A 25,990-nucleotide genomic window follows, 5' to 3' on the forward strand; every position below is an offset into this window, starting at 1 on the left:
CACCACCGCAGGAGCCCGCCCGGCGGCCGGGGTCAGAGCTGCGGCGAACCGCTGCCCGCGAGCACCTCGGGCCGCAGCAGTGCCTGCAGCCGCTCGGCCGGCAACAGGCCCTTCTCCAGCACGAGTTCGGCGACGCCGCACCCGCTGGCGAGGGCCTCCTTGGCGATGGCGGTGGCCGCCTCGTAGCCGATGTGGGGGTTGAGGGCGGTGACCAGGCCGATGGAGTTCTCCACGGCCGCCCGCAGCTGCGCCTCGTTCGCCGTGATCCCGGCGACGCACCGCTCGGCGAGGGTCAGGCAGGCGCGCTCCAGGTGCGTGATGCTCTTGGAGAGGGAGTGCAGGATGACCGGCTCGAAGGCGTTCAGCTGGAGCTGGCCCGCCTCCGCGGCCATGGTGACGGTGACGTCGTTGCCGATCACCTCGAAGGCGACCTGGTTGACGACCTCGGGGATCACCGGGTTGACCTTGCCGGGCATGATGCTCGAACCGGCCTGCACCGGTGGCAGGTTGATCTCGTTCAGGCCCGCACGCGGCCCGGAGGACAGCAGCCTGAGGTCGTTGCAGGTCTTGGAGAGCTTGACGGCGACCCGCTTGAGCACGCCGGACATCTGCACGAAGGCGCCGCAGTCCTGGGTGGCCTCGACCAGGTCGGCGGCCGTCACCAGCGGAAGGCCGGTGATCCCGGCCAGGTGGCGGCGGGCCGACTCGGCGTACCCGGCCGGGGCGTTGAGGCCGGTACCGATCGCCGTGGCGCCGAGGTTGATCTCCTGGATCAGCTCGACGGCCTCCGCCAGCCGGCTGCGGTCCTCGTCGATCATGACCGCGTACGCCGAGAACTCCTGCCCCAGCGTCATCGGCACCGCGTCCTGGAGCTGGGTGCGGCCCATCTTCAGGACGTCGCGGAACTCGACGGCCTTGGCGGCGAAGGCGCCCTGGAGCACGGCCATCGCCTCGAGCAGACCGCGCACGGCGAAGACCGTGGCGATCTTGACGGCGGTCGGGTAGACGTCGTTGGTGGACTGGCCGAGGTTGACGTCCTCGTTCGGGTGCAGGTGCTGGTACTCGCCCCGGGCGTGGCCGAGCAGTTCCAGCGCCCGGTTGGCGACGACCTCGTTGGCGTTCATGTTCGTCGAGGTGCCGGCGCCGCCCTGGATGACGTCGACGACGAACTGGTCGTGCAGCCTGCCGTCGCGGATCTCGCGGCAGGCCTCGACGATCGCGGCGGCCTTCGCCGGCTCAAGCAGGCCGAGTTCCTCGTTGGCGAGGGCCGCGGCCTCCTTGACGGCGGCGAGGGCGTCGATCAGGTGCGGGTACGCGGAGATCGGCGTCCCCGAGATGGGGAAGTTCTCCTTGGCGCGCAGGGTGTGCACGCCCCAGTACGCCTCGGCGGGTACGTCGCGGTGGCCGAGCAGGTCGTGTTCGCTGCGGTGGGCTGCTGAGCTCATGGCGGTGCGGGCCTCCTTCGGAGGGGGACGGTGCGCGCGGTCAGAGGTACGTGGGGGTGCGCGGGTCGAGCGCGGGGACCGGTCGGACGGCGCCGACCGGCCGGCCGCCGCCGAGCAGCGGTTCACCCGCGAGCTCGGCGAGCGCCGCCGGGTCGACGCCGGCGCGGGCGAGGGCGGCGGCGACGACCGGTACGCGCGCCCGGTTCGCCCCGTCGGAGATCTTCACGGCGACGGCCCGGCCGTCCGGCAGGGCGGCGACCTGGACGCCCTCGAAGCCGTCCTTGGTGAGCAGCCCGGGCACCGCGCGCATCAGCGCGGCCACGTCGCGCCCCGACCCCGAGGCCATCTCGGCGTGCTCGCGCATCGCGTCGGCCACCCGGGCCTCCGGGGTGCCGGCCGGCGCGGTGGTGATCCGGGCCGCCGCACGGGCGAGCCCGTGCAGCGAGACCGCGAACAGGGGTGCGCCGCAACCGTCGACGGTGACCTGGGCGATCGCCTGCCCGGTGAGGTCCTCGACGGTCTCGGCGATGGCCCGCTGGAGCGGATGGGCGGGGTCGAGGTAGTCCTTGGGCGACCAGCCGTTGAGCGCGCAGGTGTGGAGCATGGCCGCGTGCTTGCCGGAGCAGTTCTGCGCGAGTCGGGACGGCAGGCGCCCCTCGCGCACCCAGGTGTCGCGCACGACGGGGTCGTAGGGAAGGTCCGGGATGTTGCGCAGGTCGTCCTCGCCGGCCCCGGCCAGCTCCAGGATGCGACGGGTGCCGGCGAGGTGCCGGGCCTCGCCGGAGTGGCTGGCCGCGGTCAGGGCCAGCAGCTCCCCGTCGAGCGGCAGCCCCGCCCGTACCATCGCCACCGCCTGCAACGGCTTGAGCGCCGAGCGCGGGTAGAAAGCGCCTTCGATGTCACCGAGTTGGAGTTCCACGGCCGAGTCGGCACCGAGGATGACGACCGAGCCGTAGTGGACGCCTTCGACGACTCCACCGCGGACGAGCTGGGCGACCGGCGCGTGGCGGGGCTCCCGGATCACCGGCGGTCGAGCCTGAGCCTGAGCCGGAGACGAAGCCGGGGCTATCGAACTTCCGTACAGCACTGCGTGGTTCACCCGTTCACCTTGGAGGACTTCGCCCGGGCGACCCGCCCGCGTACGCCGTACCAGCCGGCCACCAGGGCGGCGGCGATCAGCGGCACGCACAGCACGGTGGTGCGGCCGGCGCCGCCGTCGGCGTACATCAGGACGAACACGGAGAGCAGAAAGCCGAGCGTGACGATCTCGGTCCACGGGGAGCCGGGCAGCCGGTAGCTCGGCCGGGAGAGTTCGCCCGCCTGCGTCTTCCGCCAGAACAGCAGGTGACAGATCATGATCATGCCCCAGGTGGACAGGATGCCGATCGCCGCGAAGTTGAGCACGATCTCGAACGCGTCCGCCGGGACGACGTAGTTGAGGCCCACCCCGAGGACGCAGATGCCGCTGGTGAGCAGGATGCCGCCGTAGGGGACCTGGGTGCGGCTCATCACGCCGGTGAACTTCGGCGCCGAGCCGGACATCGCCATCGAGCGCAGGATGCGCCCGGTGGAGTACAGGCCGGAGTTGAGCGAGGACATGGCCGCGGTGAGCACGACCAGGTTCATCACGGCACCCGCCGCCGGGACGCCGATGTGGGAGAGGACCGTCACGAACGGGCTCTGGCCCGCAGAGTACTTGTCCCAGGGCAGCAGCATCGACAGCAGGACGACCGAGCCGACGTAGAACAGGCCGACCCGCCACATGATCGAGTTGATCGCCTTCGGCAGGATCTTCTCGGGGTTCTCGGTCTCGCCCGCCGCGACGCCCACCAACTCGACGGAGGCGTAGGCGAAGACGACGCCCTGGATGATCAGCAGCATCGGCAGCACGCCGTTGGGGAAGACCCCGCCGTGGTCGGTGATCAGCGACGGGCCGGGGGTGGTGCCGTCGACCGGGTGCCGGGTGACCAGCAGGAAGACGGCGATCGCCATGAAGATCAGCAGGGCGCTGACCTTGATGATGGCGAACCAGAACTCCATCTCGCCGAAGATCTTCACCGAGATGAGGTTCACGGTGAGGACCACGGCCAGGGCGACGAGCGCGATCACCCACTGCGGGATGTCGGAGAACAGGCCCCAGTAGTGGGTGTAGGTGGCCACGGCGGTGATGTCGGCGATGCCGGTGGTCACCCAGTTGAGGAAGTACATCCAGCCCGCGGTGTACGCGCCCTTCTCACCGAGGAACTCCCGGGCGTAACTGACGAACGCGCCGGAGGAGGGCCGGTAGAGGACGAGTTCGCCGAGGGCCCGGACGACGAGGAAGGCGAAGACGCCGCAGACCGCGTACGCGACGAAGAGGGAGGGGCCGGCGTCGGCGAGACGGCCGCCCGCGCCGAGGAACAGGCCGGTGCCGATGGCACCGCCGATGGCGATCATGTTGACGTGCCGGGACTTGAGGGACTTGCTGTATCCCGCGTCACCGGCGTCGACGTGACCGGACGAGGTGCGGGTGTCCGCCTGGGCGGACTCTTCCTGCAGGGACTGCTCGCTCACGCCTCGGATCTGCCTTCCGTGAGGATGTCCGTGCGCCCGGGGCGCACGATGTCGGTGAGGGTCGTCTCGACGCAGTCGAGGTGGTGGGCCATGGCCGCGACCGCGTCGTGCTGGGAGCCGTCCACCAGCGCCTCGACGATCGCCCGGTGCTCGCGGTTGGACTGCTCCCGCCGGCCTCCGAGATCGTTGAGGAAGGCCGACTGGCGGGCGAGTGCGTCCCGGATCTCCTCGATGATCCGGCGGAACACCGGGTTCTGGGCCGCCTCGGCGACGGCCAGGTGGAAGAGCGTGTCCATCGCGACCCACGCGGTGGTGTCGGTCTCCTGCTCCATCCGGTCCAGCAGGTGGGCCAGGTGGTCGAGGTTCTCCGCGGTGCGGCGCAGCGCCGCGTAGCCGGCGACCGGGATCTCGACGTGTCGGCGCACCTCCAGCAGGTCGCTGGCCGCGTAGTCGCCGAAGGTGGGGTCCTCGACGGTGCTGGCGATGACGAAGGTGCCCTTCCCCGTCTTGGAGACGGTCAGCCCCATGGTCTGCAGGGCCCGCAGGGCCTCGCGCAGCACCGGGCGGCTGACCTCCAGGGTGCGGCAGAGCTCCGCCTCGGAGGGGAGCTTGTCACCGATCACGTAATCGCCGCGCTCGATGGCGTGGCGGAGGTGGGTGAGGACCGCTTCCATGGCGCTGACTCGCCGCAGTCTCCCGCCACCTGTCTGGCTGTCTGACAGGTTCACGGGAGTGATACTCCGGTTAACGGGAGGTGACTGTCAAGGGATCGGTGGCGGAAGAAGTCCCACCGACTCCGGCTGACCGCCGGCCTGGCCGGCGAGGGGCGGCCACCGCGTTCCGGCACTGCCGTGGTGCGAACGCGCTTCAGGCGGCGCCCGGGGGGACGCAGGGGCCGCGCGTGGACGGCAAACCCCGTCCCCTGGACGGCGGTTGCCAGGCACCTTCGTGTTTCCCCGGCCCTGGATTCACCAGCGCGGAGCGACGTGAGAGGATCCGCCTGCGCTGCCCGGCAGCGCACGGCATCCGCCATGAGCGGACCTCACAGGGGGACACCATCAGAACTCGGATAGGCGCCGTCAGCGGCGCCCTCGTACTCGGCGCGCTCGCCCTGCCGGCCCTCGGCCAGGCAAGTGCCTCCGCCGTCGTCACCGACCTCTACGTCAGCAACACCGCCGGCGCCCACTGCTCCAACTCCGGTACCGGCACGCAGGCGCAGCCGTACTGCACCATCTCGGCCGCCGCGGCGGTCGTGCAGCCCGGCCAGACCGTGCACGTCGGGGTCGGCACCTACCCGGAGCAGGTGGACGTCACCCGCTCCGGCACCGCCGGTGCGCCGATCACCTTCACCGGCACGGGCTTGGAGTACAACAACGGGACCTTCGTCGGCAGCGGTCCCGGGACCAAGGCGCCGACCGCGTACGCCTTCTCGCTCTCGCGCGTCCAGCACGTCCGGATCAAGAACTTCTGGACGAGCGGCAGCTCCGGCAACGTGCTGGTCGACGGCTCCTCGGACATCGGTCTCTCGGGCAACCAGGTCGAGGGCTGGTACCAGGCCCCGGCGATCCACGTCACCGGCTCCTCCAGCACGGTGACCATCGCGCAGAACCGCTCGATGGGCGGCCCCGGCTCCTTCGGCCAGGTGGACCCGGGTGCCCAGGGCGTGGTCATCGCCACGAACGTCATCACCACCGGGTCCAGCATGGACGGCCGGCCCGCCCTCTCCGTCGACGGTGCCCCCGGGACCGTCGTGGTGAACAACACCGTGTCCGGCGGCTGCGCCGACGCCCTGGACGTCACCGGTGCGGCCACCGGCACCGTGATCGAGAACAACGTGATCTCGACCGGCGACGCCGACAACCACATGAACAAGCTCTGCGCCACCGCGGCGAACTTCGTCGGGCTGAAGGTGGACCAGGCCGCCGCGGTCGGCACCAAGGTCGCGTACAACGTCTTCGACGACAAGGACGGCAGCCCCGCCTACGACTGGGCCGGCACCAAGTACGACACCGTCGCGGGCTTCGCCGCTGCCGGTGGTCAGGGCTCGCACGACATCATCGGCAACAGCGAGTACCGCTGGACGGAGGAGCCCGGCCAGCCGGCCTCCCCGCTGATCGACTCCGCCGACGAGAACGCGCCGGGCCTGACCGCCGGCGACCAGCACGGCAACCAGCCGGTGGACGACCCGTACACGCCCAACACCGGTACCGGCAAGGGCATCCGCGACCGCGGCGCGTACGAACTGGGCAACTTCGGCACGTACTACAACCCGCTCGGCCCGGTCCGCCTGCTCGACACCCGCAACGGCACCGGCGGCACGGCCGGCGCGGTCGCACCCGGCGGCACCGTCGAGCTGCCGGTCACCGGGATCGCGGGCGTCCCGGCCACCGGGGTCACCGCAGTCACCATGAACGTGACCGTGACCGCCCCGACCCGGGCCGGCTACCTCACGGTCTACCCGCACGGCGACGAGCGCCCGCTGGCGTCCAACCTCAACTGGGCCGCCGGCCAGACGATTCCGAACCTGGTGACCGTGCAGGTCAAGGACGGCAAGGTCTCGTTCTACAACGGCAGCACCGGCACGGTGCACCTGGTCGCCGACCTGTTCGGCTACTACTCGACCTCGGGCAGCAGCTACAAGTCCACCGCCCCGGTACGCATGCTGGACACCCGGAACGGCACGGGCGCCCTGAAGCAGGGCCACCAGATCGACCTGCAGGTCGCGGGCGTCGACGGTGTCCCGGCCCACGGCGTCTCGGCGGTGACCCTCAACGTCACCGTCACCGGGCCGACCTCGTACGGCTACCTGACCGCCTACCCGCACGGCACCGGCCGTCCGACCGCCTCCAACCTCAACTGGACCCCGGGGCAGACGATTCCGAACCTGGTCACCGTCCCGGTGGTCGACGGCAAGGTCTCGCTCTACGCCGGGGGCGGCAACGGCTCGGTCCACGTCGTCGCCGACCTGGCCGGCTACTTCCTCAAGGGCGGCGGCACCTACCACGCCCAGACTCCGCAGCGGGTGGCCGACACCCGGACGGGCTACACCGCCGGCGGCTCGGGCGAATGGGTCGCGCCGAAGCAGATCGGCCCCGGCCAGACCCTGAACCTGTGCGTGACCTGCGGCCTGCAGAACGGCACGGCCGTCACCCTGAACGTCACGGTGACCAATACGGCCGCCCCCGGCTACCTGACCGTGTACCCGATGGGCACCAACCGACCGCTGGCCTCCAACCTCAACTGGGTGGCCGGCCAGACCATCCCCAACCAGGTGGTGGTCCAGCCGGACAAGATCGGCGCCGTCTCCATCTACAACGGCAGCCGGGCCCCGATCGACCTGGTGGTCGACGAGAGCGGCTACCAGGTCGGCTGACCGACCGCGCACCACTGCGCGAAGGCCCGGACTGCCTCTCGGCAGCCCGGGCCTTCGTCATATCGCCGGCGCACTGGCGGGTTCGTCCAACACGGCGTCCAGCAGGCGGGGGAAGCGGGCGTCGAGCTCCTCGCGGCGGAGCGTGACCAGCCGGGTCTTGCCGCTCGTGCGGACGGAGATGACGCCGGCCTCGCGCAGGATGCGCCAGTGGTTCGACAGGGTCGAGCGGGGCACGGCGATGCCCTCCGGGCTGCACGTGGACTCGCCGTCCGTGGCCAGGCGCCGGAGGAGTTCCAGTCGCACCGGGTCGCCGAGGGCGTGCAGCACGGTGGCCATCTCGACGTCGGCGAGCTGGGGTTGGGGCAATGGGCGCACGCGCTTCCTCCTTCTGGGATCTGCGCCTATGATGCCCGACAGTTCGATAGTTCGAGAAAGTCGAATTGATCTCGAGAGGTGGAACGATGAAGACACTGGCCACGCTGGCCCGGCTCTACGTGGCCGACATGGACCGGGCGCTGCCCGCCCTGCGCGCACTGACGGGCGAGGACACCCGCATGCGGTTCCCGCACCGCGGCGTGGAGGTGGCGGGCATCGGGGGCTTCCTCGTCGTCGCCGGCCCCGATGCGGCCCTCGCGCCGTTCCGGGACGTGCAGAGCACCGTGCTCGTCGACAGCCTCGACGGGTTGCAGGAACTGATCGACACCTGCGGAGGCGAAATCCTCTCCGGCCCCGACCGGGTGCCGACCGGACGCAACGCCACCGTGCGTCACCCTGGCGGTGTCATCCTCGAGTACGTCGAACACTCCGCATGACGAGGTGGCGGCCTCGGCCGACGGGGCACCTGCGGCGGGCGCGGTGAAGGAACGCCGGAGCGCCGTGACGGCGCTGTGACGGTTGGCGTACGGCGCGCGGAAGATCGACTGGAAGTATTTTCCCTGCGCGACGGACTGCACCGGGGGAACGAAGACGGTCAGGGAGGCGCGACACCACATCAACTGGCCAGTACCACGCCGTCCTTGGGGGGACCATCATGACCATGCACCGCCTCGCGCCGTCCGTTGCCGCCACCGTTGCCGCCGCCGCGAAGAAGACCGCCACCATGAAGAAGGCCGCTGCCGTGGCCGCGCTGACGATCGCCGTCACCGGGGTGGCGAGCGGGGCCGCCTGGGCGGGGCAGTACCCGGTGGTGCCGTGCTCCGACGTGAAGCTGCCCGGGGAGCAGCCGGTGGCCGGGGGCGCCGTGCACCACGGGTCGCCGACGATCACGGTGAGCAGCCTGCGGAAGGCCGTCGTGCACGGCGACTCCGTTTCGTACGAGGTGCGGCTGACCGAGACCAACCACACCGGGGCCGCGTACCGGCACCTGACCGCCGCGCCGGTGCTCTTCACCCAGTTCGGCGTCATGGACACCTCGAACACCCGGGTGTCCTGGCTGCACGACGGCAACTCCGTCGCGCTGCCGACCAAGATGGGCTGCGACCCGTCCGTCTGGGTCACCTCGGCCGCGCTGGACACCCCGCTGGCGGACGGCCAGTCGGTCTCCTTCGACCTGGTGATCAGCTCCTCGGTGTCGGCGGCGGAGAAGATGAAGGAACTGACCGTGACAGCCACCGGCGAGGCGGACGGCGGCGAGGTGCTGAACAGCAACCAGATCACCATCGCCAAGCTCACCCCGGCGCCCGCGCAGCCGACCACCCCGCCGGCCGAGCAGCCCATCACGCCGGCCACCCCGACCGCTCAGCCTGCCAAGCCCGCTCAGCAAGACGCCGTGCCCGCCGCCCTCACCACGAAGACCAGCCCGACGCCCGCCGCGCCCGCGCCCGCGCCCGCCGCCGCCTCGGCGACGCCGGTGGCCGCCCAGACGGCCTCGCTGGCCTCCACCGGGGGCGGCAGCCACAGCACCGCGCTGATCGCCGGTGCCGCCGCCCTGCTCGCCGCCGGAGCGGCCGTGCTGTTCGGCGTCAAGCGCCGGGCCCGCCATGGCAACTGACGCCGCAGGAAGCACCCAGGCCGGCCCCGAACGGGGCCGGCCTTCGTCGTGCGCGCGGGGAGGACCATCACTCGGGCTTGGATTCCTAGCAATGCTAGACATCCGGGCGGGCATGCATCTAGCATCGACACAGAAGCTAGCGTTGCTAGAAAACGGAGCAGGGCCCGGGAGGGGACATGCAGCACGCACTCGCCGTCGTCACGGTGGTGGTGGTCGGCCTGCTGGTGGGGGTGGAGTTCGCGGTGGCGGTCTTCGTCAACCCGATCGTCGACGGACTTCCGCACAACAGCGGCCTGGTCGCCCGTAGTTCGGGAGCCAGGCTGCTCGGGCGGGTGATGCCGTTCTGGTACATCGGGTCGGTGCTGCTCGCCGGCACCTGGGCCGGGGTGGCGGCCAAGCCGGTGGCGGGAGTGGCGGCCGGGCTGCTGGTGCTCAGCGTGCTGATGTCGGTCGCACTGCTGGTGCCGATCAACTCCCGTGCGGCGCAGTGGACTCCAGAGACCGCGCCGGCCGACTGGCGCGAGCAGCTGGGCCGCTGGGACCGCCTGCACTACGTACGAGTGGCCGTCATCGTGACCTCGTTCGTCCTGCTGGTCCTCGCCCTGGCCTGAGCAGGGCGCCACCGACCAGACGGCAGCACGGGAGCACGGCAGTGCGCCGGCGCACCATCGACCGGCGAGCAGCCGGCCCGGGCCGTCAAGTCACCTGGCCCGGGCCGCCGTTGCGTCAGGAGCGGTCGATGAGCACCTGCACTCCGTCGAGGATCCGGTCGAGGCCGAACTCCAGCGGGTCGGCCTCCAGCGGGGCGGGCTCGAAGGCGCCGGCCGCGATGGCGCGGGTCAGGGCGGGGAAGCGGTCGGCGTGGCGGGTGAGGAGTTCACCGGTGAGGCGGTTCCACTCCTGACTGTGGGCCTCGTCGAAGGCGAGCAGCTGCTGGACGTGGGTGCGGACGAAGCCGGCCACCAGGATGAAGATCCGTTGCTGCCGGCCGGCCGACAGGCCGGTGGGGGCCAGAGCCGCGAAGGCCGCGTCCAGCCAGCCGAGTTGGTTTGGGCCCATGAGCTGGCGGCGCATCGCGGTAGCCGTCAGCAGCCAAGGGTGGGCGCGGTGGACCTGCTCGGAGCGGCGGGCCCACTCGACCAGCTGCGGCCGCCAGCCGGCGCCCGCCCCCGACAGGTCGGGCGCCTCGGCCAGCACGGACTCGACCATCAGCTCGACGAGTTCGGCCTTGCCGGGCACGTAGCGGTAGAGCGCCATCGCCGACACCCCGAACTCCGCGCCGACCTTGCTCATCGAGACCGCGTCCAGCCCCTCGGCATCGGCGATCGCCACCGCCGCCTCGGCCAGCCGCGCGGGCGTCAGGCTCGGCTTGGGGCCGCGCGTCGGCTGCCCCTGCTCGCCCCAGAGCAGCGCGATCCCCGCGCGCAGGTCGCGCGCCTTCTCCTTGGCCATGAGGCCCACCCTCCCGATCGGCGGTCCGCGGTGCCCGTTGACACCACCTGGAACTGTATATACCTTAAACGCAACTGCTGACGCCGTAAACAGTTGGGGGAACCGCCATGCTCGCCACCGTCCTCACCGCCTCCGCCGCCCTGCTCGCCGCGCCCGCGGCCGGGCTGCTCGGCTACCGCCAGGCCAAGCGCGCGCTGAGCGCGAAGCGCCTGCGCATCACCACTCCGAACGGCATCGACGAGGCCGGCTTCGTCCGGATCGGCGGCATCGACCAGTGGGTCTCCGTCCGGGGCGAGGACCTGGCCAACCCGGTGATCCTGGAGATCCTGGGCGGCCCCGGCGCGTCCAACCAAATCTTCGCCCCCCGCACCCGGGCCTGGGAGCGCCACTTCACCGTGGTCCGCTGGGACATGCGCGGCGCCGGGCACACCTTCGCGGCCGGCGGCCCCGCCGGGCAGGGCGAGCTGAGCCTGGACCAGCTGTACCGGGACGCCCTGGAGGTCACCGAGCACCTCCGGGCCCGGCTCGGCGTGGCCAAGCTGCTGCTGGTCGCCAACTCGATGGGCACCGTGCTCGGCCTGCGGCTCGCCCGCAACCACCCCGAGCTGTACTCCGCGTACGTGGGCACCGACCAGAACGTGGTGGCCGGCGGGCGCGAACGCACCGCGTACGAGGGCCTGCTGGCCCGGCTCGAAGCCGCCGGGAAGATGAAGGAGCTGGCGACCGTCAAGGCCCTGGGCGCCAAGACGCACTGGAGCGCGCAGGAGCGCGACCTCTACAACAAGCTCGTGGTGACCACCGACCCGCTCTCCTACGACACCATGAAGACCGTGGTGGTCCGCTCGCTCTGGTTCTCCCCGCTGCACACCCTGCGCGGCCTGCGCGCGTACCTGAAGGCGATGCAGTTCAGCGCGCCGCTCGCGGCCGAGGCCGCCACCGTGGACGAGTGGGCCGAGGGCACCGTCTTCGACCTGCCCTTCTTCGTCATCCAGGGCGCCGAAGACGTGCTCACCCCGCCCGAGCCGGCCCGCCGCCTCTTCGCGGACGTGACCGCCCCCGTCAAGAAGTTCGCGCTGATCGAGGACGCCGGCCACTTCGCGTCCTTCCGCCGCCCGGCTCGCTTCCTCGACCTGCTGCTCACCGAGGTCCGCCCGGTGATCACCGCGACGCCGGTCGCCACGGGCTGAGTCCGCCAAGTACGGGGCCGGGTACGGTACGTGGGAAGCCCGGTACCGGGCCGGCGGAGGCGAGGGCGGCGCAGTGACGGACAGCGGGACGATCGAACCGGAGCAGGCCACGGAGCGGGCCGCCGAAGCACCCGCGCGCGGGCGGCGGCGCGGGCCCGTGCTCAGGCGGGTGGCCGTGCTGGTGCTCGTGCTGGTGCTGCTCTGCCTGCCGCCTTGGTGGACGCTGTTCGGCCCGGCGGCCGGCTGGCCGGGGCCGGTGACGGCGGCCGGGACGGCCGTGCTGGTCGCCTGGATGGTCTCCTTCCCGTTCCTGATGATCGCGGGCCACGGGCGGCGGCGGTCCGACCGGGCGGCCCGGTTCGCGGACACCAGCCTCGGGGTGGTCTGGGTGCTGTTCACCTGGTCCGTGCTGGGCGGGCTGGCCGGCCTGGCTCTGACCGCGCTCGACCTCGGCGGGGCCGACCGGGGGCGGATCGTGGCGGTGGCGGTGGCCGCCGTCGCGGCCGGGCTGCTGGGGTGGGGGCACCACGAGGCGATGCGGGTGCCGCGGGTGAAGCGGGTGGACGTGCACCTGCCCCGGCTCGGCGCCGGCCTGGACGGGACGAAGGTCGTGGTGCTGGCCGACACCCACTACGGGCCGATCGACCGGGCCGCCTGGTCGGCCCGGGTCACCGAGGCGGTGAACGCGCTCGACCCGGACGTGGTGGTGCACGCCGGCGACATCGCCGACGGGACCCCGACGCAGCGCCGGGCCCAGTCCGCCCCGCTCGGCGCCGTCCGGGCCCGGCTGGCCCGGGTCTACGTGACCGGCAACCACGAGTACGGCAGCGAGGCCCAGGGCTGGCTGGACCGGATGGCCGAGCTCGGCTGGGAGCCGCTGCACAACCGCCACCTGGTGGTGGAGCGCGGCGGCGCCGCCCTGGTGCTCGCCGGCGTTGACGACGTGACCGCCGAGCACTCCGGCCTGGCCGGCCACCGCACCGACCTGACCGCCGCCCTCGCCGGGGCCGACCCGGCCCACCCCGTCCTGCTGGTCGCCCACCAGCCCAAGTACGTCCCGCACGCCGCGGCGGCCGGCATCGACCTGCAGATCTCCGGCCACACCCACGGCGGCCAGATCTGGCCCTTCAACTTCCTGGTCCGGATCGACCAGCCGGTGGTCCACGGCCTGAGCCGCCACGGCGAGCGCACCCAGCTCTACACCAGCCGAGGCGCCGGCTTCTGGGGCCCGCCCTTCCGGGTCTTCGCCCCGAGCGAGATCACCCTGCTGACCCTGCGTTCCGGCCTCAGCGCTCCGGAGTGACCAGGCCGTGGTCGTAGGCCATGATCACCAGGTGGACGCGGTCGCGGGCCCCGAGCTTGGCGAGCAGGCGGGTGACGTGGGCCTTGACGGTGGCGGGGCTGATGAAGAGGGCCTCGGCGATCTCGGCGTTGGCGAGGCCACGGGCGATCAGGGTGAGGACCTCCTGTTCGCGGTCGGAGATGCCGGGGACGTCGGCCGGGGCCAGCACCGGGGTGGCCGTGGCGGTGCGGGCGGTGAACTGCTCGATCAGGCGGCGCGTGACCTTGGGCGCGATCAGGGCGTCGCCGGCGGCCACCACCCTGACGGCGGTGACGATGTCGTCCAGGGCCATGTCCTTGACCAGGAACCCGGCGGCGCCGGCCCGCAGGGCGCTGTGCACGTTCTCGTCGTTGTCGAAGGTGGTCAGCACGAGCACCTGCGGCGCCCCGGTCTCGGCGGTGATCAGCCGGGTGGCCTCGATCCCGTCCGTGCCGGGCATCCGGAGGTCCATCACGACCACGTCCGGCGCCAACTCCCGTGCCAGCCGGACGGCTTCGGCGCCGTCGGCGGCCTCGCCGACCACCTCGATGTCCGGGATGTCGTTGATCACCATCACCAGACCGGCGCGGATCAACGGCTGGTCGTCGGCCAGGACGACACGGATCGGCATTCAGACCTCCGTCGGTAGCGGCAGCCGGGCGGCCACCCGGTAGCCCCCCTCGGGGCGCGGTCCGGCCGCGAACTCGCCGTGCAGCAGCTCCACCCGGTCACGCATCCCCGCGACACCGTAACCGGTGCCGCTGCCCTTGCCGTGCCCGGCCCCGCTGTTGACGATCACCACCGACAGGCCGTCGGCCGCGTACTCCACCGTGACCCGGCACTGCCGCGCGGCCGAGTGCTTGACCACGTTGGTGACGGACTCCTGGATCAGGCGGAAGGCGGCGAGGTCCACCTCCGGCGGCAGCGGCCGCCGCTCGCCGTGCCACTGCACGTCCACCCGCACGCCGGCCTCCCCGACGTTCGCCACCAGCCCCGCCAACTCCGCCAACCCGGCCGGTGGAGCGGCCGGTTCGGCCGCGTGCAGGGCACCGAGCATCCGCCGCAGCCCGGCCAGCGTCTCCCGGCTGGTCGACTCGATCGCGCCGAGGGCCCGGCGGGCCGCCTCCGGCTGGGTCTCGATCACCCGTTTCGCGGCCCCGGACTGGAAGGCCACCACGCCGATGCTGTGCGCCACCATGTCGTGCAACTCCCGGGCGATCCGCAGCCGTTCGGCCGTCACCGCCTGCTCCGCCGCCCGATCGCGCAACTCCCTTGCGTGCCGGTGCTCCTGGCGCCGCGCGTCGCCGAGCACCCAGGCCACCGCGACCATCATCAGCACCACCGCCTCCACCGAGGTGCCCACCCGCAGACCCAGCGCCACCCGCACCCCCAGGTACCCGAACAGCCCGAGCAGGCTGACCCCGACCGCGCCGAGCGAGACCCGGCGCGGCACCGCCGCCGCGACGGTGCCGAGCGCCACGCAGACCGGCAGGTACTGCTCCGGCGCGACGCTGGTGGTGTGGAACGGCCCGTTGGTGAGCACCAGCGCGGAGGCCGTCAGCGCGGCAACCGACCCCAGTGCGGCCCCCTTCGCCGGTGGCGCCTCGGCAGCCGGTACCGCCTCGGCAGCCGGCGCGGCCCTGACCGTCGCCGGCGCGGCCTTGACCAGGGCCAGCAGCACGCAGCCCGCGGCGGCCAGCGCCATCGCGAACAGCAGCATGGCCCACTCGCGGGGCATCATGGAGAACGGTGCGATCTGGTCGCTCTTCTGCCCCCAGGGCCTCAACCCCTCACCGGGCCAACGGATCTGGACCAGGAAGGAGTAGAGCGTGGAGAGGCACCAGGCGAGCGCCGTCCAGCCGGCGGGCGGGACGCGCCGCAGCGGCGCCGGAGACGGGGTGGCTGACATGCGGCGATCGTAACCAGCCGCTCCCCCCGGGCGAATCGGCCCACGGTCCTACACCCGTGGGCGACATCCGTGCCCGCCCGGCTGTGGACCGGGCTCCGATGCCGGTGGGCCCAGCCGGGCGGCACCGTACTCCCCATGACGAAACGGCCCACCCCCCTGCAGGCTCCGAGCTCGGAGCCGACCCGGCACGACCACCACGGCGAACCCGTGGTCCGACTCACCGACGTGCGCAAGGACTTCGGCGACCACGCGGCGCTGGACGGCGTCTCACTGGAGGTCCACGCGGGCGAATCGGTGGCCGTGATGGGGCCCTCCGGCTCCGGGAAGTCGACGCTGCTGAACCTGGTGGCCGGGCTCGACCGGCCGAGCGCCGGGTCGGTGGTGGTCGGCGGGCAGCGGCTGGACGGGCTGAACGAGAAGGGCCTCGCGCTGTTCCGGCGCCACCGGATCGGCATGGTCTTCCAGTTCTTCAACCTGCTCGACGACCTGCCGGCCCTGGACAACATCGCCCTGGCCGGGCAGTTGACCGGCCGGCGGACCAAGGCCGCCCGGGCCCGGGCCCTGGAGCTGATGGGCGAGCTCGGGATCGCCGACCGCAAGGACGTGCACCCGGCCGCACTCTCCGGCGGCGAGCGCCAACGCGTCGCCATCGCAAGAGCGTTGATGAACGAGCCCGCCCTGCTGCTGGCCGACGAGCCGACCGGCGCGCTGGACAGCCGCTCCGGCGAGCAGGTCATGCGGCTGCTCACCGACCTGAACCGGCTCGGCCAGACCCTGCTCCTGGTCACCCACGACCCGAGGCTCGCCGAGCAGTGCGCCCGGCGGGTCGTCGAGGTCGCCGACGGCCGGATCGCCCGGGACCGCAGTACCGCTGCCACCCACGGCACGGCGGTGACCCGGTGAGCGCCGTCCGGCGGGCCGCCGGTGCGGCGGTGCGGCGACGGCGGCTGCAGACCTTCGTACTCGGCCTGGTGGTCCTGGTCTCCAGCGCGATGGCCGTGGCCACCCTGGGTCTGCTGGCCGCCATGTCGGGGCCCTTCGACCAGGCTTACGACGCCGCCCACGGGCCGCACGTGGTCGCCGAGTTCGACCCCGCCAAGGCCACCCCGGACCAGCTGACCGCCGCCGCCAAGGCGCCCGAGGTGACGGCCTTCGCGGGCCCGTACCCCGAGACCGTCCTGCACTCGCCCACCCTGACCGGTGCGCACCCCCTCGGCCTGAACGGCTCGCTCACGGTGGTCGGCCGCGACCGGCCGGACACCCCGGTCGACACCCTCCGGCTCTCGGCCGGGCGGTGGCCGAGCGGCCCGGGCGAGATCGTGCTGGACGTGCCCGGCCGGCTGGGCGTCGACCTCTTCGACACCGAGCGACACGTCACCGCGCCCGGCGGCATCGACCTCAAGGTGGTCGGCTACACCAGCTCGGCCGGGCAGTCCGCCGGCGGCTGGGTCACCCCTGGCCAGGCCAGGGCCCTGCACGCGGACTCCACCCAGATGCTCTACCGCTTCCGACACGCCTCCTCCGAAGCCGAGTTGAAGAGCGGCCTGCGCGCCGCCACCGAAGGCCGGCCCGCCGGGGCGCTGACCGGCACCGCCTCCTACCTCGCACTCAAGGCCAACCTCGCCAAGGGGCCCGGCACGTACGTGCCCTTCCTCACCGTCTTCGGCCTGCTCGGCCTGGTGGTCTCCGTCCTGATCGTCGGCAACGTGGTCAGCGGCGCCGTGGTGGCCGGCTTCCGGCACATCGGCATCCTCAAGTCCCTCGGCTTCACCCCGCACCAGGTGACCGCCGTCTACCTGGCCATGGTCACCGCTCCGGCGGCCGTCGGCTGCGTGCTGGGCACCGCGCTCGGCGGGGTCGTCGGCGGCCGGCTGGCGCGGCAGGCGTTCTGGGGCATCTCCGGCGCCGACCTGGTCCGCGACTCGGCCGGTGTGCCCGGCTGGGTCTACCCGGTGGTGCTGCTCGGGATGCCGCTGCTGGTCGCGGTCTCGGCCCTGCTCCCCGCCCTGCGGGCCCGCCGCCTCCCGGCCGCCGTGGCGATCAGCGCGGGCAGCACCCAGCAGACCGGCCGGGCGCTCACCGTCCAACGCCGGCTGGGTGGTTCGGCCCTGCCGCGTCCGGTGAGCCTCGGCCTGGGCTGGCCGTTCACCCGGCCGGGCCGGACGGCGCTGACCCTCTCCACGGTGGTACTCGGCGTCACGACCGTGACCATGGCCCTCGGCCTCTCGGCCTCCGTCATCACGTACGGCCAGTCCCAGCAGCAGGCCGACACGATCCAGGTGCAGGCACAGGTCGCCGACCCGGGCTTCGACCCGGTCGCCGCCCAGCACACCGACGCCCAACTGACCGCACTGATCCGCCGGTTGCCCGGTACCGAGCACGTCCTGCTGGAAGCGCCGTTGGAGACCCGGACGACCGGCTCCTCGGGCACCGTCCGGGTCGGGATCCAGCAGGGCGACACCGCCAACCTGCACGCCGACCTGGTCCGGGGTCGCTGGCCCAGCGGGCCGGGCGAGATCGCGGTCTCCTCCGAGTACTGGCACCAGCACCAGGCCGCCCTGGGGCAGACCCTGACCCTGGTGGACGCCGCCGGGCAGCCGGCCCAGGAAACCATCGTCGGTGAATCCTCCGGGGGCTGGGACGTGACCAGCGTCGAATGGGACCGGTTCGTCCGGCTCAGCCCGGGCCACCGCGCGATGACCTTCTCGATCCAACTCGCCAACGGCACCGACCCGGTGGCCTACGCAGCCAAGGTCTCCGCCCTCGACCCCGGCCTGCACGCCACGGTCAACGGCGGCGCGGACACCCTGCAGAAGGTCATCATCAGCGTGGTCTCCACGCTCACCCTGATGCTGATCGTCGTCTCGGCGCTCGGCGTGCTCAACACCGCCGTGCTCACCACCCGCGAACGCCGCCGCGACCTCGGCATGCTCAAGTCCGTCGGCATGACACCCCGCCAGCTCCTCGCCATGGTGATCACCTCCACCACCGCCCTCGGCGCCCTCGGCGGCCTGCTCGGCGTCCCCCTCGGCGTGCTGACCCACCGCCTGATCATCCCGATCACCGGCCGCAGCACCGGAGTCGACCTCCCCGCCTCCCTCCTGCACGTCTGGCACTGGCCCCTCCTCCTGCTGCTCACCCTGAGCGGCGCCGCCATTGCCGCCCTGGGCGCCTACCTCCCGGCCCGCAGCGCGGCCCGCGCACCGGTCGCGGCGGTGCTACGGACGGAGTGAGCCGGGCAGTGAGCCGGGCACGGCCGTACTGCGGGCGGAGTGGCCCAGCCCCTGGATTTCCGGATCCCTAGAGCAGGGCGAGCCGCTCCGCCGTCGGCGAGCCCGGGGTGACGGTGTAGGCCACCAGCAACTGGTCCGGATCAGCCGGCAGTTGGAGTGTCTCGTAGCCGAACTCCAGCTCGCCGACCGCCGGGTGGACCATCCGCTTCAGGCCGTAGGTCTTCTCCTTGACCTGGTGGTCGGCCCAGAGCCGGCGGAAGTCCGTGCTCTTCAGCGAGAGTTCCCCGACCAGGGCGGCGAGGGCCGGGTCCTCCGGATGGCGACCCGCGTCCAGACGCAGGTGGGCGACGGTCTCGGCGGCGATGGCGGGCCAGTCCGGGTAGACGGTGGGCGCGGCGGGGTCGAGGAAGACCTGGCGGGCCTGGTTGAGTTCGGCCGGGGCCTTGGCGGCGAAGCCGGCCACGGCGTCGGCGAGCCGGTTCCAGGCGAGCACGTCCATCCGGCGGCCGAGCACGAAGGCCGGGGCCGCGGTCATCGAGTCGAGCAGCAGCCGCAGACCCGGACGGACGGTCTGCCCACCGCGTCCGCCGGTGCGCCCGGCAGCCGGACGGGCCGCCCCCGAACCCCCGCTGCCCGCCGGGCGGATGAGCGAGCGCAGGTGCTCCTGCTCGGTGTCGGTGAGCTGCAGCACCCGGCAGACCGCCGTCAGGACGGACTCGGAGACGTTCCGGCCCCGGCCCTGTTCGAGACGGATGTAGTAGTCGACGCTGACCCCGGCGAGTTGGGCCACCTCCTCGCGGCGCAGCCCCGGCACCCGGCGGCGCCCGTACGGCGGCAGGCCCACGTCCTCCGGGCGGATCCGGGCGCGTCGGGTCTGGAGGAAGCCGCTCAGGTCGTTGTCCACCCTCCGAGCCTACGGCCGGTCCCGGCGCGGATCCTGGTACTGGCAGACCCAGGAACGGCGCAGCCCTGGGTGTCCGCTCCGGCCCCACGCAGAGTTGACCCGCCACCGGCCGCACCGGCCGCCGGCCCCGACTCACCGCAGGAGAAGCAGAGATGAGCTACGCCACCCTCGCCGGCCGTACCGCCGTGGTCACCGGAGCCGCCAGCGGCATGGGTGCGGCCACCGCCCGGCTGTTCGCCGCGCAGGGCGCCCGGGTCGCCCTGCTGGCCCGACGGGCCGACCGGCTGGCCGAGTTGGCCGCGAAGATCAGCGCGGACGGCGGCCAGGCCCTGGCCGTCCCGGTGGACGTCACCGACCAGGCCTCGGTGAACGCGGCAACCATGGCGGTCCACCAGGCGTACGGACTGGTCGACCTGGTGGTGAACAACGCCGGGGTGATGCTGCCGAATCCGGTGGCGGCCGGCCGGATCGACGAGTGGACGCGGATGGTGGACACCAACCTCACCGGCGCGCTGCGGATCGCCCGCGCCTTCACCGCCGACCTGCTCGGTGCCGCCGCCGAGGGCCGCACCGCCGACCTGGTCAACGTCTCCTCGATCGGCGCCCACGTGGCGTTCCCCAACTACGCGGTGTACGGGGCGACCAAGGCCGCGCTCACCCAGCTCTCGGCGGGGCTGCGCACCGAGCTCGGCCCGCGCGACGTCCGGGTGACCAACATCGAACCCGGTCTGACCGCAACGGAGTTGGGCGACCACCTGGACAACCCCGCACTGGCGGAGCAGCTTCAAGGCATGCACGAGGCGATCGGCGCGCTGAGCGCCGAGGAGATCGCCGACCTGATCGGCTTCGTGACCAGCCGCCCGGCCCACCTCAACCTCAGCCAGGTGGTCGTCCTGCCGACCCGCCAGGCCTGAGAGCGCCGGCCTGAGCGCGCAGGCCTGCGGACTCGAGCCTGCGGGCTATCTTGATCACCGTGTCCCGCGTTCCCGCACGTTCCCGAACAGAAGGAGTGACCCGGCGATGGCCGAGACCCTGACCACCGGCAAGGCGGAGCTGGTCGACCAGGCCCACCGCAGGATGCGGACCGCACTGCCGGACCACGGCTTCACCCTCCGCCAGCAGCTCGCGCTCACCTGCCGGATCCTCTTCGACGCGGGCCACGACTCCGGCCTGGCCGGCCAGATCACCGCCCGGGCGGAGCGGCCCGGCACCTACTACACCCAGCAGCTCGGCCTCGGCTTCGACGAGATCACCGAGGACAACCTGCTGCTGGTGGACGAGGACCTCAACGTCCTGGAGGGCGAGGGGATGGCCAACCCGGCCAACCGCTTCCACAGTTGGGTGTACCGGGCGCGGCCGGACGTGAACTGCCTCATCCACACCCACCCCCGGCACGTCTCGGCGCTGTCGATGCTGGAGACGCCGCTGGTCGTCTCGCACATGGACCTCTGCCCGCTGTACGAGGACTGCGCCTTCCTGCCGCAGTGGCCGGGCATCCCGGTCGGCAACGAGGAGGGCGAGCTCATCGCGGCCGCGCTCGGCGACAAGCGGGCCCTCCTGCTCGCCCACCACGGTCAGTTGGTGGCCACCGCGAGCGTCGAGGAGTCCTGCGTGCTGGCCGTGCTGGTCGAACGGGCCGCCGAACTCCAACTGCTGGCCTCCGCCGCCGGACCGATCCGTCCGATCCCCGCCCCGCTCGCCCGCGAGGCGCACGACTGGACCTCCACCCCGACCCGCAGCCGGGCCACCTTCGCCTACTACGCCCGCCGCGCGCTGCGGGCCGGCCATGGCGACGCACTCTCCGCAGCGACGGCCGCGGACGGCCACGGACGGTGACCGACCCCCGTCCGGCCCGGATCACCGACTCACCGGTCGGCTCGGCTTGCGCTTTCCGCTACGTCAACTCCTACCGTCGTAGTCGGGCCGGAGGGACCGGCCCGGCGACGGGAGGCCGGCGATGAGCTGGGCGATCGCGGAGGTGGCCCGGATGTCCGGGGTCACCTCGCGCACCTTGCGGCACTACGACGAGATCGGGCTGCTGCCACCCGCCGGGATCGCGGCCAACGGGCACCGGTACTACGAGGAGGCGGACCTGCTGCGGCTGCAGCAGATCCTGCTGATGCGCGAACTGGGCCTGGGGCTGCGCGAGATCCAAGCCGTGCTGGACAGCCAGGTGGACCGGGTGGCGGTGCTCCGCGAGCACCACCAGCGGCTGCTCGGCGAACGGGACCGGCTGAGCACGCTGGTCCGCACGGTCGGCCGCACCATCGCCGAGCTCGAAGCAGCGGAAGGAAGGGACGAGACAGTGAGCATCAACCGGCCGGAGAACCTGTTCGAGGGCTTCGACTCCTCGACGGTGGACGAGGAGGCCCGGGAGCGCTGGCCGAAGCAGTGGGAGCAGTCCCGGCGCGCCGTCCAGGGCATGACCCCGGCGGAGATGGAGCAGTGGCAGCGCGAGGTGACCGCGCAGATGATCCGCCTGGCGGAGCACATGGTGGCCGGGGTGCCGGTCGCCGACCCGGTGGTGCAGGCCGAGATCGAGACGCACTACCAGGGCATCTGCCGGTTCTGGACCCCGAACGCCTGCGCCTACCGAGGCCTCGGCCAGACCTACGTGGACGACCCGAGGTTCCGGGCCAACTACGACAAGATCGCCGAGGGCCTGGCCGAGTACCAGCGGGACGCGATGGCCGTCTACGCCGAGGCCCACCTGAGCTGAGCCGGCCCCGCACAGGGGTCGGGGCCGGCTCGACCGTCGGTACCGCCCTACCTACCGGGCGCCGAACACCTGGGTGCCCACCACATCCAGCAGAGCCAGCCGTCCGGCCGCGTCGCCGCCCGGGGGCGGGGTGTAGAGGACCAGTCGCTGGTCGCCCTCGGGGGCGAGCAGCACCTGGCAGTCCAGGTCGACCGGGCCGATCACCTCGTGCAGCACCCGCATCCGGGTGTGCCGCCGGACGGCGACCTCGTGCAACTCCCAGAGCGCCGCGAACTCCTCGCTCGCGTCCAGCAGTCGGGCGACCAGCCGGGCGGCGGCGGGGTCCCCGGCGCGGCGCCCGGTGGCGGCCCGCAGGTCCGCCACGTGCAGCCGGCTGTAGTGCTCGTGCTCGGCTGCCGGGTAGGCGGCCCGCACGGCGGGGTCGGCGAACCAGCGCCAGACCACGTTCCGGCCGTGCTCCGAGACGGTGCAGACCCCGCCGAGCAGCGCCCGCGCGATCTCGTTCTGGGCCAGCACGTCACCGAGGTCGCTGAGCACCTGGGCCGGCGTGGTCGGCAGCTGGTCCAGCAGGTGCAGCAGGGCGGGGCTCACGTGATCGCCCGAGGCCCGTCCGGCGGGCGGCTGGTGGCCGGCCAACAGGTAGAGGTGGTCCCGGCCGTCGGTGCTCAGCCGCAGCGCCCGGGCCAGCGCGGCGAGCAGCTGGGGCGAGGGCTTGGGGCCGCGGGCCTGCTCCAGGCGGGTGTAGTAGTCCACCGACATCCCGGTGAGCTGGGCGACCTCCTCGCGCCGCAGCCCCGGCGTCCGCCGCCGCGCGCCGGCGGGCAGCCCGACCTCCTCGGGACGGACCCGCTCCCGGGAGCAGCGCAGGAAGTCGGCCAGTACGGCGCGGTCGATCGTCATGTGGATCATCCTGCCGAAGCCGCCGCGCGGTATCCAGGGACTCCCGATCCCAGGCTGAGCGGGTCTCTCCCACCCCCTCCGGCCCGACGGCAGGCTGATCACCACCGAAGCCCGCCCCGAACCGACCGGAGCCCACCATGACCACCCTCGCCACTCCCGCCGCCACCACCCCCGCCACCGCCGCCCACACCGTCTCCACCCACACCGTCTCCACCCACACCGCCCGGGTCACCTACGACCTCACCCTCCCCGCAGCCGAAGGCTCCCCCGCGCCCACCCTGGTCCTGGTGCACGGCACCGGATCGGCCGGCGCCGCCCTGACCTGGGGCCAGCTGGCCCCCCGCTTCGCCGAACACCGGGCGGTCGTCACTCCCGACCTCTCCGGCACCGACCGCACCACCGACGACGGCGCCCCGCTCACGGTCGAGGGGCTCGCCGCTCAGGTCACGGCGGTGATCGAGGACCTCGAACACGGACCGGCGGCCGGCCGCGGCCCGGTCGACCTGCTCGGTTTCTCGATGGGCGCCCCGGTCGTCGCGGCGGTGGCCGCACTCCGGCCGGACTTGGTGCGACGGCTGATCCTGGTGGCCGGCTGGGCCCACACCGAGGGCGACGAGTACCTGCGCAACCTGTTCACTCTCTGGCGCACCCTGGGCCCGCTCGACGCCGAGGCCTTCGGACGGAGCGTCAGCATGACCGGCTTCAGCCGGGGGTTCCTCAACACCATCGGCCGCGACCAGGTCGAGCAGCTGATCCCCAACCTGCCGCCCACTCCCGGCACGCTGCGCCACGTCGACCTCGACACCCGGATCGACATCCGCGCGCTGCTCCCGCTCGTCCAGGCCCCGACCCTGGTGATCGGCGGCACCGAGGACGCCACCGTCCCGGTCGAGCAGACCCGCGCCCTGCACGCGGCGATCCCCGGCAGCTCCTACGCCGAACTGCCCGCCGGCCACGTCCTCTTCTTCGAGCGCCCCGAGGAGTTCCGCGCCCTGGTCGAGGACTTCGTCGACGCTCCCTGACCGCCGAGACCGCGGTGGCCGCCGAGACCGCGGTGGCCACCGACCGTGCCTGCGCCGGAAGTTCACCCCTCCGTCGACGAACCGTTCCCCCTCGGCCGCGCTCCCGAGATCGGATGGGCCGGGACCCCACCGCCCCCGAACCCCAGGGACGACCCACCGTCATGGACCGCCGTACCTTCGCCATCTCGGCCGCCGCCGCAACCGCCATCGCCGCCTTCGCCACCCCCGCCGAAGCCGCCTCGACCGCTGGAACCTCCTCGACCGACCGGTCGAAGCTCCGCCGCCAGTTGCTCGACACCCTGGCAGCCGAACTCGACGACCGCGCCACCGCCGCCGTCGAGGTCCCCCGGATCATGGACGTCTGCCTGGACTGGGCCCCGCCGACGGTGGCCCTCGAGTCGGTCGACTTCCTGCTCGGGTACAGCTTCGGCAACCGGGCTCCGGCGGACGGTGGCGACCCGGCCAAGGTGCGGTACGAACCGGGGCCGGTGAACGAGAGCCTGGCCGACACCGTGGCCCGAATCCACCGCCGCCGACCGGTCCCGGTGTACGCGCAGTGGGAGATCGCCCACTTCCTCACCACCAAGCACGGCCTCAAGGACGTCACCTCGATCGAACCGGTGGTCGCCCCCGACGGCACCATCACCTACCTGAGCACCTACGGCGTCGCGGCCCAGGTGCTCGGCCTGCGCAAGCACCTCCCGGGCGGCCCCGGCACGGCGGGCGTGATCGGCTTCCGCGACCACGTGAAGCGCCGCGTCCTCACCACCCGCCTGGCGGGCCTCCCCACGGCCGGTGCTCCGGCCGGCCACCGCATGCCCGGCACCTACGACCCCCAGTCGGGCCAGGCCTGGACCCGCAGCCGTCAGCTCTACCTCGTCCACGACATGGCCGCTCAGCTCCAGATGCTCGAACAGCAGCTGATCGCCGGCGCCTGACCCGCCCCCACCGGGGCCCGGACCTGCCCAGACGGCCCGGACTGCCCGGACTGCCCGGTCCGCTACAGGTCGCGCCGGTAGTGGTGCACGAGGTGCGTCGGACGGTAGCCGAGCGCGTCACTGATCCGCCGCATCGCGCGGTTCTCCTCGGCGGTGTCGGTCAGCAGACCCGCCAGCTCGGGGTACCGCTCTCGGGCGTGCCGGATCGACGCCACCTTCATCCACCGCGCCAGACCCCGGCCCCGGTGCTCGGGCAGCACGGCGGTGCCGTAGTGCTGGGCATCACCCGACTCCCCGGCCGGCGTGACCAGTTCGGTGAAACCGACGATCGCGCCGTCCGACTCGTCGACCACGGCCACCGTGTGCAACAGGTCGCCCCGGTCGGCGACCACCCCGACCACCCGCCGCAGCCGCGCCAGGTCCCAGGACGTCCGGTCGGGGGCCAGCTCGCCCAACGGCATGTCATGGGTGGCCCGCCGCGAGGCGAGGTAACTGTCGGCGAGGGCGTCCGGGACCATGCCCGCCCAGTCGACCAACCGGTAGCCCCGGTGCGGCTCCCGCTCCGCCGCCACCAGGGCTGCGAGGTCAACCCCGGCGAGGTCCAGCCTGGCGAAGTGCAGGGTCAGCGCCCGCCGGAACCCACTCGCCTCGAAGAAGCCCGCCCCGGGGCTCCCGCCCGTCGCCTGCCCGAGCAGGTACTGCCACCCGTCCTGGCGGGCGGCTTCTAGCGCGGCGGCCAGCAGCTGGGTACCGATCCCGGTACGGCGTTCGGCGGGGTGGACCTGGATCTCCAGCTCGCCGAAGTGGGTCTGGTCCTCGGCCGTGGACACCCGCAGGTACGCGGAGCCGACGGGGTGGCCGTCGGGAGCGGCCGCGAGCCAGGCCAGGCGGTGGCCGGCGACGGCGGGCTCGGGGTCGATCAGGGCGGTGAGCTGGACTTGTGCGGGCACCACGGCTCCAAGTCTGGGCACTGAAAAAGCACGGTCGCATCTTTACGACGGGTGCAACTTTGCGACCGGCGAACTCGGCGCCTCAACCGATTTT

At 72.7% G+C, this 25,990-nt stretch carries 24 protein-coding genes; 13 read left to right on the forward strand and 11 right to left on the reverse strand.

Annotated elements, in window-relative coordinates:
• Window positions 1-32: 32 nt before the first annotated feature.
• From aspA to CFP65_RS17885, 4 genes are read right to left on the reverse strand one after another with little or no spacing between them, the layout of a single operon-like run.
• Window positions 33-1,445, reverse strand: a complete 1,413-nt coding sequence (aspA, locus tag CFP65_RS17870) for an aspartate ammonia-lyase (RefSeq protein WP_104817040.1) — start codon at window positions 1,443-1,445, stop codon at window positions 33-35.
• A 40-nt stretch (window positions 1,446-1,485) separates the two neighbouring features.
• A complete protein-coding gene (locus CFP65_RS17875) occupies window positions 1,486-2,529 on the reverse strand; it encodes an asparaginase (RefSeq protein WP_104820959.1) in 1,044 nt (347 codons plus the stop codon).
• Window positions 2,530-2,540: 11 nt separating this feature from the next.
• Window positions 2,541-3,998 (reverse strand): amino acid permease, encoded by a 1,458-nt coding sequence (locus CFP65_RS17880; protein WP_104817041.1) that lies wholly within the window; start codon window positions 3,996-3,998, stop codon window positions 2,541-2,543.
• Window positions 3,995-4,672, reverse strand: coding sequence for a FadR/GntR family transcriptional regulator (locus tag CFP65_RS17885; protein WP_104817042.1), 678 nt, complete (start codon window positions 4,670-4,672; stop codon window positions 3,995-3,997). Before CFP65_RS17885 ends, CFP65_RS17880 begins: the two co-directional genes overlap by 4 nt.
• Window positions 4,673-4,899: 227 nt before the next feature.
• Between CFP65_RS17885 and CFP65_RS17890 the strand changes: the two genes are divergently transcribed.
• Window positions 4,900-7,371, forward strand: coding sequence for a right-handed parallel beta-helix repeat-containing protein (locus tag CFP65_RS17890; protein WP_104817043.1), 2,472 nt, complete (start codon window positions 4,900-4,902; stop codon window positions 7,369-7,371).
• Window positions 7,372-7,428: 57 nt separating this feature from the next.
• On the opposite strand, the gene CFP65_RS17895 is transcribed toward CFP65_RS17890, so the two are convergent.
• Window positions 7,429-7,746 carry a helix-turn-helix transcriptional regulator gene (locus CFP65_RS17895; RefSeq protein WP_174805549.1) on the reverse strand — a complete coding sequence of 106 codons (318 nt, stop codon included), beginning with the start codon at window positions 7,744-7,746 and terminating at the stop codon, window positions 7,429-7,431.
• A gap of 86 nt (window positions 7,747-7,832) precedes the next feature.
• Between CFP65_RS17895 and CFP65_RS17900 the strand changes: the two genes are divergently transcribed.
• From CFP65_RS17900 to CFP65_RS17910, 3 genes are all read left to right on the forward strand, one after another.
• Window positions 7,833-8,183, forward strand: a complete 351-nt coding sequence (locus CFP65_RS17900; RefSeq protein ID WP_104817044.1) for a VOC family protein — start codon at window positions 7,833-7,835, stop codon at window positions 8,181-8,183.
• Window positions 8,184-8,401: 218 nt separating this feature from the next.
• On the forward strand, window positions 8,402-9,361 hold the full coding sequence (locus CFP65_RS17905; protein WP_104817045.1) for an LPXTG cell wall anchor domain-containing protein: 960 nt from the start codon (window positions 8,402-8,404) through the stop codon (window positions 9,359-9,361).
• 176 nt (window positions 9,362-9,537) lie between these two features.
• Window positions 9,538-9,972, forward strand: a complete 435-nt coding sequence (locus tag CFP65_RS17910) for a DUF1772 domain-containing protein (protein ID WP_104817046.1) — start codon at window positions 9,538-9,540, stop codon at window positions 9,970-9,972.
• Between the two features lie 115 nt (window positions 9,973-10,087).
• Here CFP65_RS17910 and CFP65_RS17915 read toward each other — a convergent pair whose 3' ends face one another.
• Window positions 10,088-10,813: a TetR/AcrR family transcriptional regulator gene (locus CFP65_RS17915; protein WP_104817047.1), complete on the reverse strand. Its 726-nt coding sequence runs from the start codon at window positions 10,811-10,813 to the stop codon at window positions 10,088-10,090.
• Window positions 10,814-10,920: 107 nt separating this feature from the next.
• Between CFP65_RS17915 and CFP65_RS17920 the strand changes: the two genes are divergently transcribed.
• Both CFP65_RS17920 and CFP65_RS17925 read left to right on the forward strand, forming a co-directional pair.
• On the forward strand, window positions 10,921-12,000 hold the full coding sequence (locus tag CFP65_RS17920) for an alpha/beta fold hydrolase (protein ID WP_104817048.1): 1,080 nt from the start codon (window positions 10,921-10,923) through the stop codon (window positions 11,998-12,000).
• A 73-nt stretch (window positions 12,001-12,073) separates the two neighbouring features.
• The gene (locus CFP65_RS17925) at window positions 12,074-13,303 is read left to right on the forward strand and encodes a metallophosphoesterase (RefSeq protein ID WP_254552442.1); all 1,230 of its coding nucleotides are present in this window, start codon (window positions 12,074-12,076) and stop codon (window positions 13,301-13,303) included.
• On the opposite strand, the gene CFP65_RS17930 is transcribed toward CFP65_RS17925, so the two are convergent.
• Window positions 13,287-13,952, reverse strand: coding sequence for a response regulator transcription factor (locus tag CFP65_RS17930; RefSeq protein WP_104817049.1), 666 nt, complete (start codon window positions 13,950-13,952; stop codon window positions 13,287-13,289). The genes CFP65_RS17925 and CFP65_RS17930 overlap by 17 nt on opposite strands.
• Window positions 13,953-15,230 (reverse strand): sensor histidine kinase, encoded by a 1,278-nt coding sequence (locus CFP65_RS17935; RefSeq protein ID WP_104817050.1) that lies wholly within the window; start codon window positions 15,228-15,230, stop codon window positions 13,953-13,955.
• 135 nt (window positions 15,231-15,365) lie between these two features.
• On the opposite strand from CFP65_RS17935, the gene CFP65_RS17940 reads away from it, so the two are divergent.
• A complete protein-coding gene (locus CFP65_RS17940) occupies window positions 15,366-16,133 on the forward strand; it encodes an ABC transporter ATP-binding protein (protein WP_104817051.1) in 768 nt (255 codons plus the stop codon).
• Entirely contained in the window at window positions 16,130-18,463 is a 2,334-nt protein-coding gene (locus CFP65_RS17945) for an FtsX-like permease family protein (protein WP_104817052.1), read from the forward strand. Before CFP65_RS17940 ends, CFP65_RS17945 begins: the two co-directional genes overlap by 4 nt.
• Before the next feature lie 67 nt (window positions 18,464-18,530).
• Here CFP65_RS17945 and CFP65_RS17950 read toward each other — a convergent pair whose 3' ends face one another.
• Entirely contained in the window at window positions 18,531-19,367 is an 837-nt protein-coding gene (locus CFP65_RS17950) for a helix-turn-helix transcriptional regulator (RefSeq protein WP_104817053.1), read from the reverse strand.
• 152 nt (window positions 19,368-19,519) lie between these two features.
• Between CFP65_RS17950 and CFP65_RS17955 the strand changes: the two genes are divergently transcribed.
• The 3 genes from CFP65_RS17955 (at window position 19,520) to CFP65_RS17965 (ending at window position 22,086) form a co-directional block, all read left to right on the forward strand.
• A complete protein-coding gene (locus CFP65_RS17955; RefSeq protein ID WP_104817054.1) occupies window positions 19,520-20,281 on the forward strand; it encodes an SDR family oxidoreductase in 762 nt (253 codons plus the stop codon).
• Window positions 20,282-20,387: 106 nt separating this feature from the next.
• Window positions 20,388-21,203, forward strand: a complete 816-nt coding sequence (locus tag CFP65_RS17960; RefSeq protein WP_104817055.1) for an aldolase — start codon at window positions 20,388-20,390, stop codon at window positions 21,201-21,203.
• Between the two features lie 121 nt (window positions 21,204-21,324).
• Window positions 21,325-22,086: a MerR family transcriptional regulator gene (locus tag CFP65_RS17965; RefSeq protein WP_104817056.1), complete on the forward strand. Its 762-nt coding sequence runs from the start codon at window positions 21,325-21,327 to the stop codon at window positions 22,084-22,086.
• Window positions 22,087-22,137: 51 nt separating this feature from the next.
• On the opposite strand, the gene CFP65_RS17970 is transcribed toward CFP65_RS17965, so the two are convergent.
• Window positions 22,138-22,995, reverse strand: a complete 858-nt coding sequence (locus CFP65_RS17970; protein ID WP_174805550.1) for a helix-turn-helix transcriptional regulator — start codon at window positions 22,993-22,995, stop codon at window positions 22,138-22,140.
• Window positions 22,996-23,123: 128 nt separating this feature from the next.
• Between CFP65_RS17970 and CFP65_RS17975 the strand changes: the two genes are divergently transcribed.
• The gene (locus CFP65_RS17975; RefSeq protein WP_104817058.1) at window positions 23,124-24,008 is read left to right on the forward strand and encodes an alpha/beta fold hydrolase; all 885 of its coding nucleotides are present in this window, start codon (window positions 23,124-23,126) and stop codon (window positions 24,006-24,008) included.
• A 161-nt stretch (window positions 24,009-24,169) separates the two neighbouring features.
• Window positions 24,170-24,946, forward strand: coding sequence for a hypothetical protein (locus CFP65_RS17980; RefSeq protein WP_104817059.1), 777 nt, complete (start codon window positions 24,170-24,172; stop codon window positions 24,944-24,946).
• A gap of 62 nt (window positions 24,947-25,008) precedes the next feature.
• On the opposite strand, the gene CFP65_RS17985 is transcribed toward CFP65_RS17980, so the two are convergent.
• Window positions 25,009-25,899 (reverse strand): GNAT family N-acetyltransferase, encoded by an 891-nt coding sequence (locus CFP65_RS17985; protein ID WP_371682431.1) that lies wholly within the window; start codon window positions 25,897-25,899, stop codon window positions 25,009-25,011.
• Between the last annotated feature and the right edge of the window lie 91 nt (window positions 25,900-25,990).

The organism is Kitasatospora sp. MMS16-BH015 (genome assembly GCF_002943525.1).
Classification (GTDB): Bacteria; Actinomycetota; Actinomycetes; order Streptomycetales; family Streptomycetaceae; genus Kitasatospora.

Bases quoted from the DNA above. Each gene is read 5' to 3' on its own strand.
- aspA (WP_104817040.1), bottom strand. From the start codon at position 1,445: ATGAGCTCAGCAGCCCACCGCAGCGAACACGACCTGCTCGGCCACCGC.
- CFP65_RS17885 (WP_104817042.1), bottom strand. From the start codon at position 4,672: ATGGAAGCGGTCCTCACCCACCTCCGCCACGCCATCGAGCGCGGCGAT.
- CFP65_RS17900 (WP_104817044.1), top strand. From the start codon at position 7,833: ATGAAGACACTGGCCACGCTGGCCCGGCTCTACGTGGCCGACATGGAC.
- CFP65_RS17905 (WP_104817045.1), top strand. From the start codon at position 8,402: ATGACCATGCACCGCCTCGCGCCGTCCGTTGCCGCCACCGTTGCCGCC.
- CFP65_RS17910 (WP_104817046.1), top strand. From the start codon at position 9,538: ATGCAGCACGCACTCGCCGTCGTCACGGTGGTGGTGGTCGGCCTGCTG.
- CFP65_RS17915 (WP_104817047.1), bottom strand. From the start codon at position 10,813: ATGGCCAAGGAGAAGGCGCGCGACCTGCGCGCGGGGATCGCGCTGCTC.
- CFP65_RS17920 (WP_104817048.1), top strand. From the start codon at position 10,921: ATGCTCGCCACCGTCCTCACCGCCTCCGCCGCCCTGCTCGCCGCGCCC.
- CFP65_RS17930 (WP_104817049.1), bottom strand. From the start codon at position 13,952: ATGCCGATCCGTGTCGTCCTGGCCGACGACCAGCCGTTGATCCGCGCC.
- CFP65_RS17935 (WP_104817050.1), bottom strand. From the start codon at position 15,230: ATGTCAGCCACCCCGTCTCCGGCGCCGCTGCGGCGCGTCCCGCCCGCC.
- CFP65_RS17940 (WP_104817051.1), top strand. From the start codon at position 15,366: ATGACGAAACGGCCCACCCCCCTGCAGGCTCCGAGCTCGGAGCCGACC.
- CFP65_RS17955 (WP_104817054.1), top strand. From the start codon at position 19,520: ATGAGCTACGCCACCCTCGCCGGCCGTACCGCCGTGGTCACCGGAGCC.
- CFP65_RS17960 (WP_104817055.1), top strand. From the start codon at position 20,388: ATGGCCGAGACCCTGACCACCGGCAAGGCGGAGCTGGTCGACCAGGCC.
- CFP65_RS17965 (WP_104817056.1), top strand. From the start codon at position 21,325: ATGAGCTGGGCGATCGCGGAGGTGGCCCGGATGTCCGGGGTCACCTCG.
- CFP65_RS17970 (WP_174805550.1), bottom strand. From the start codon at position 22,995: ATGATCCACATGACGATCGACCGCGCCGTACTGGCCGACTTCCTGCGC.
- CFP65_RS17975 (WP_104817058.1), top strand. From the start codon at position 23,124: ATGACCACCCTCGCCACTCCCGCCGCCACCACCCCCGCCACCGCCGCC.
- CFP65_RS17980 (WP_104817059.1), top strand. From the start codon at position 24,170: ATGGACCGCCGTACCTTCGCCATCTCGGCCGCCGCCGCAACCGCCATC.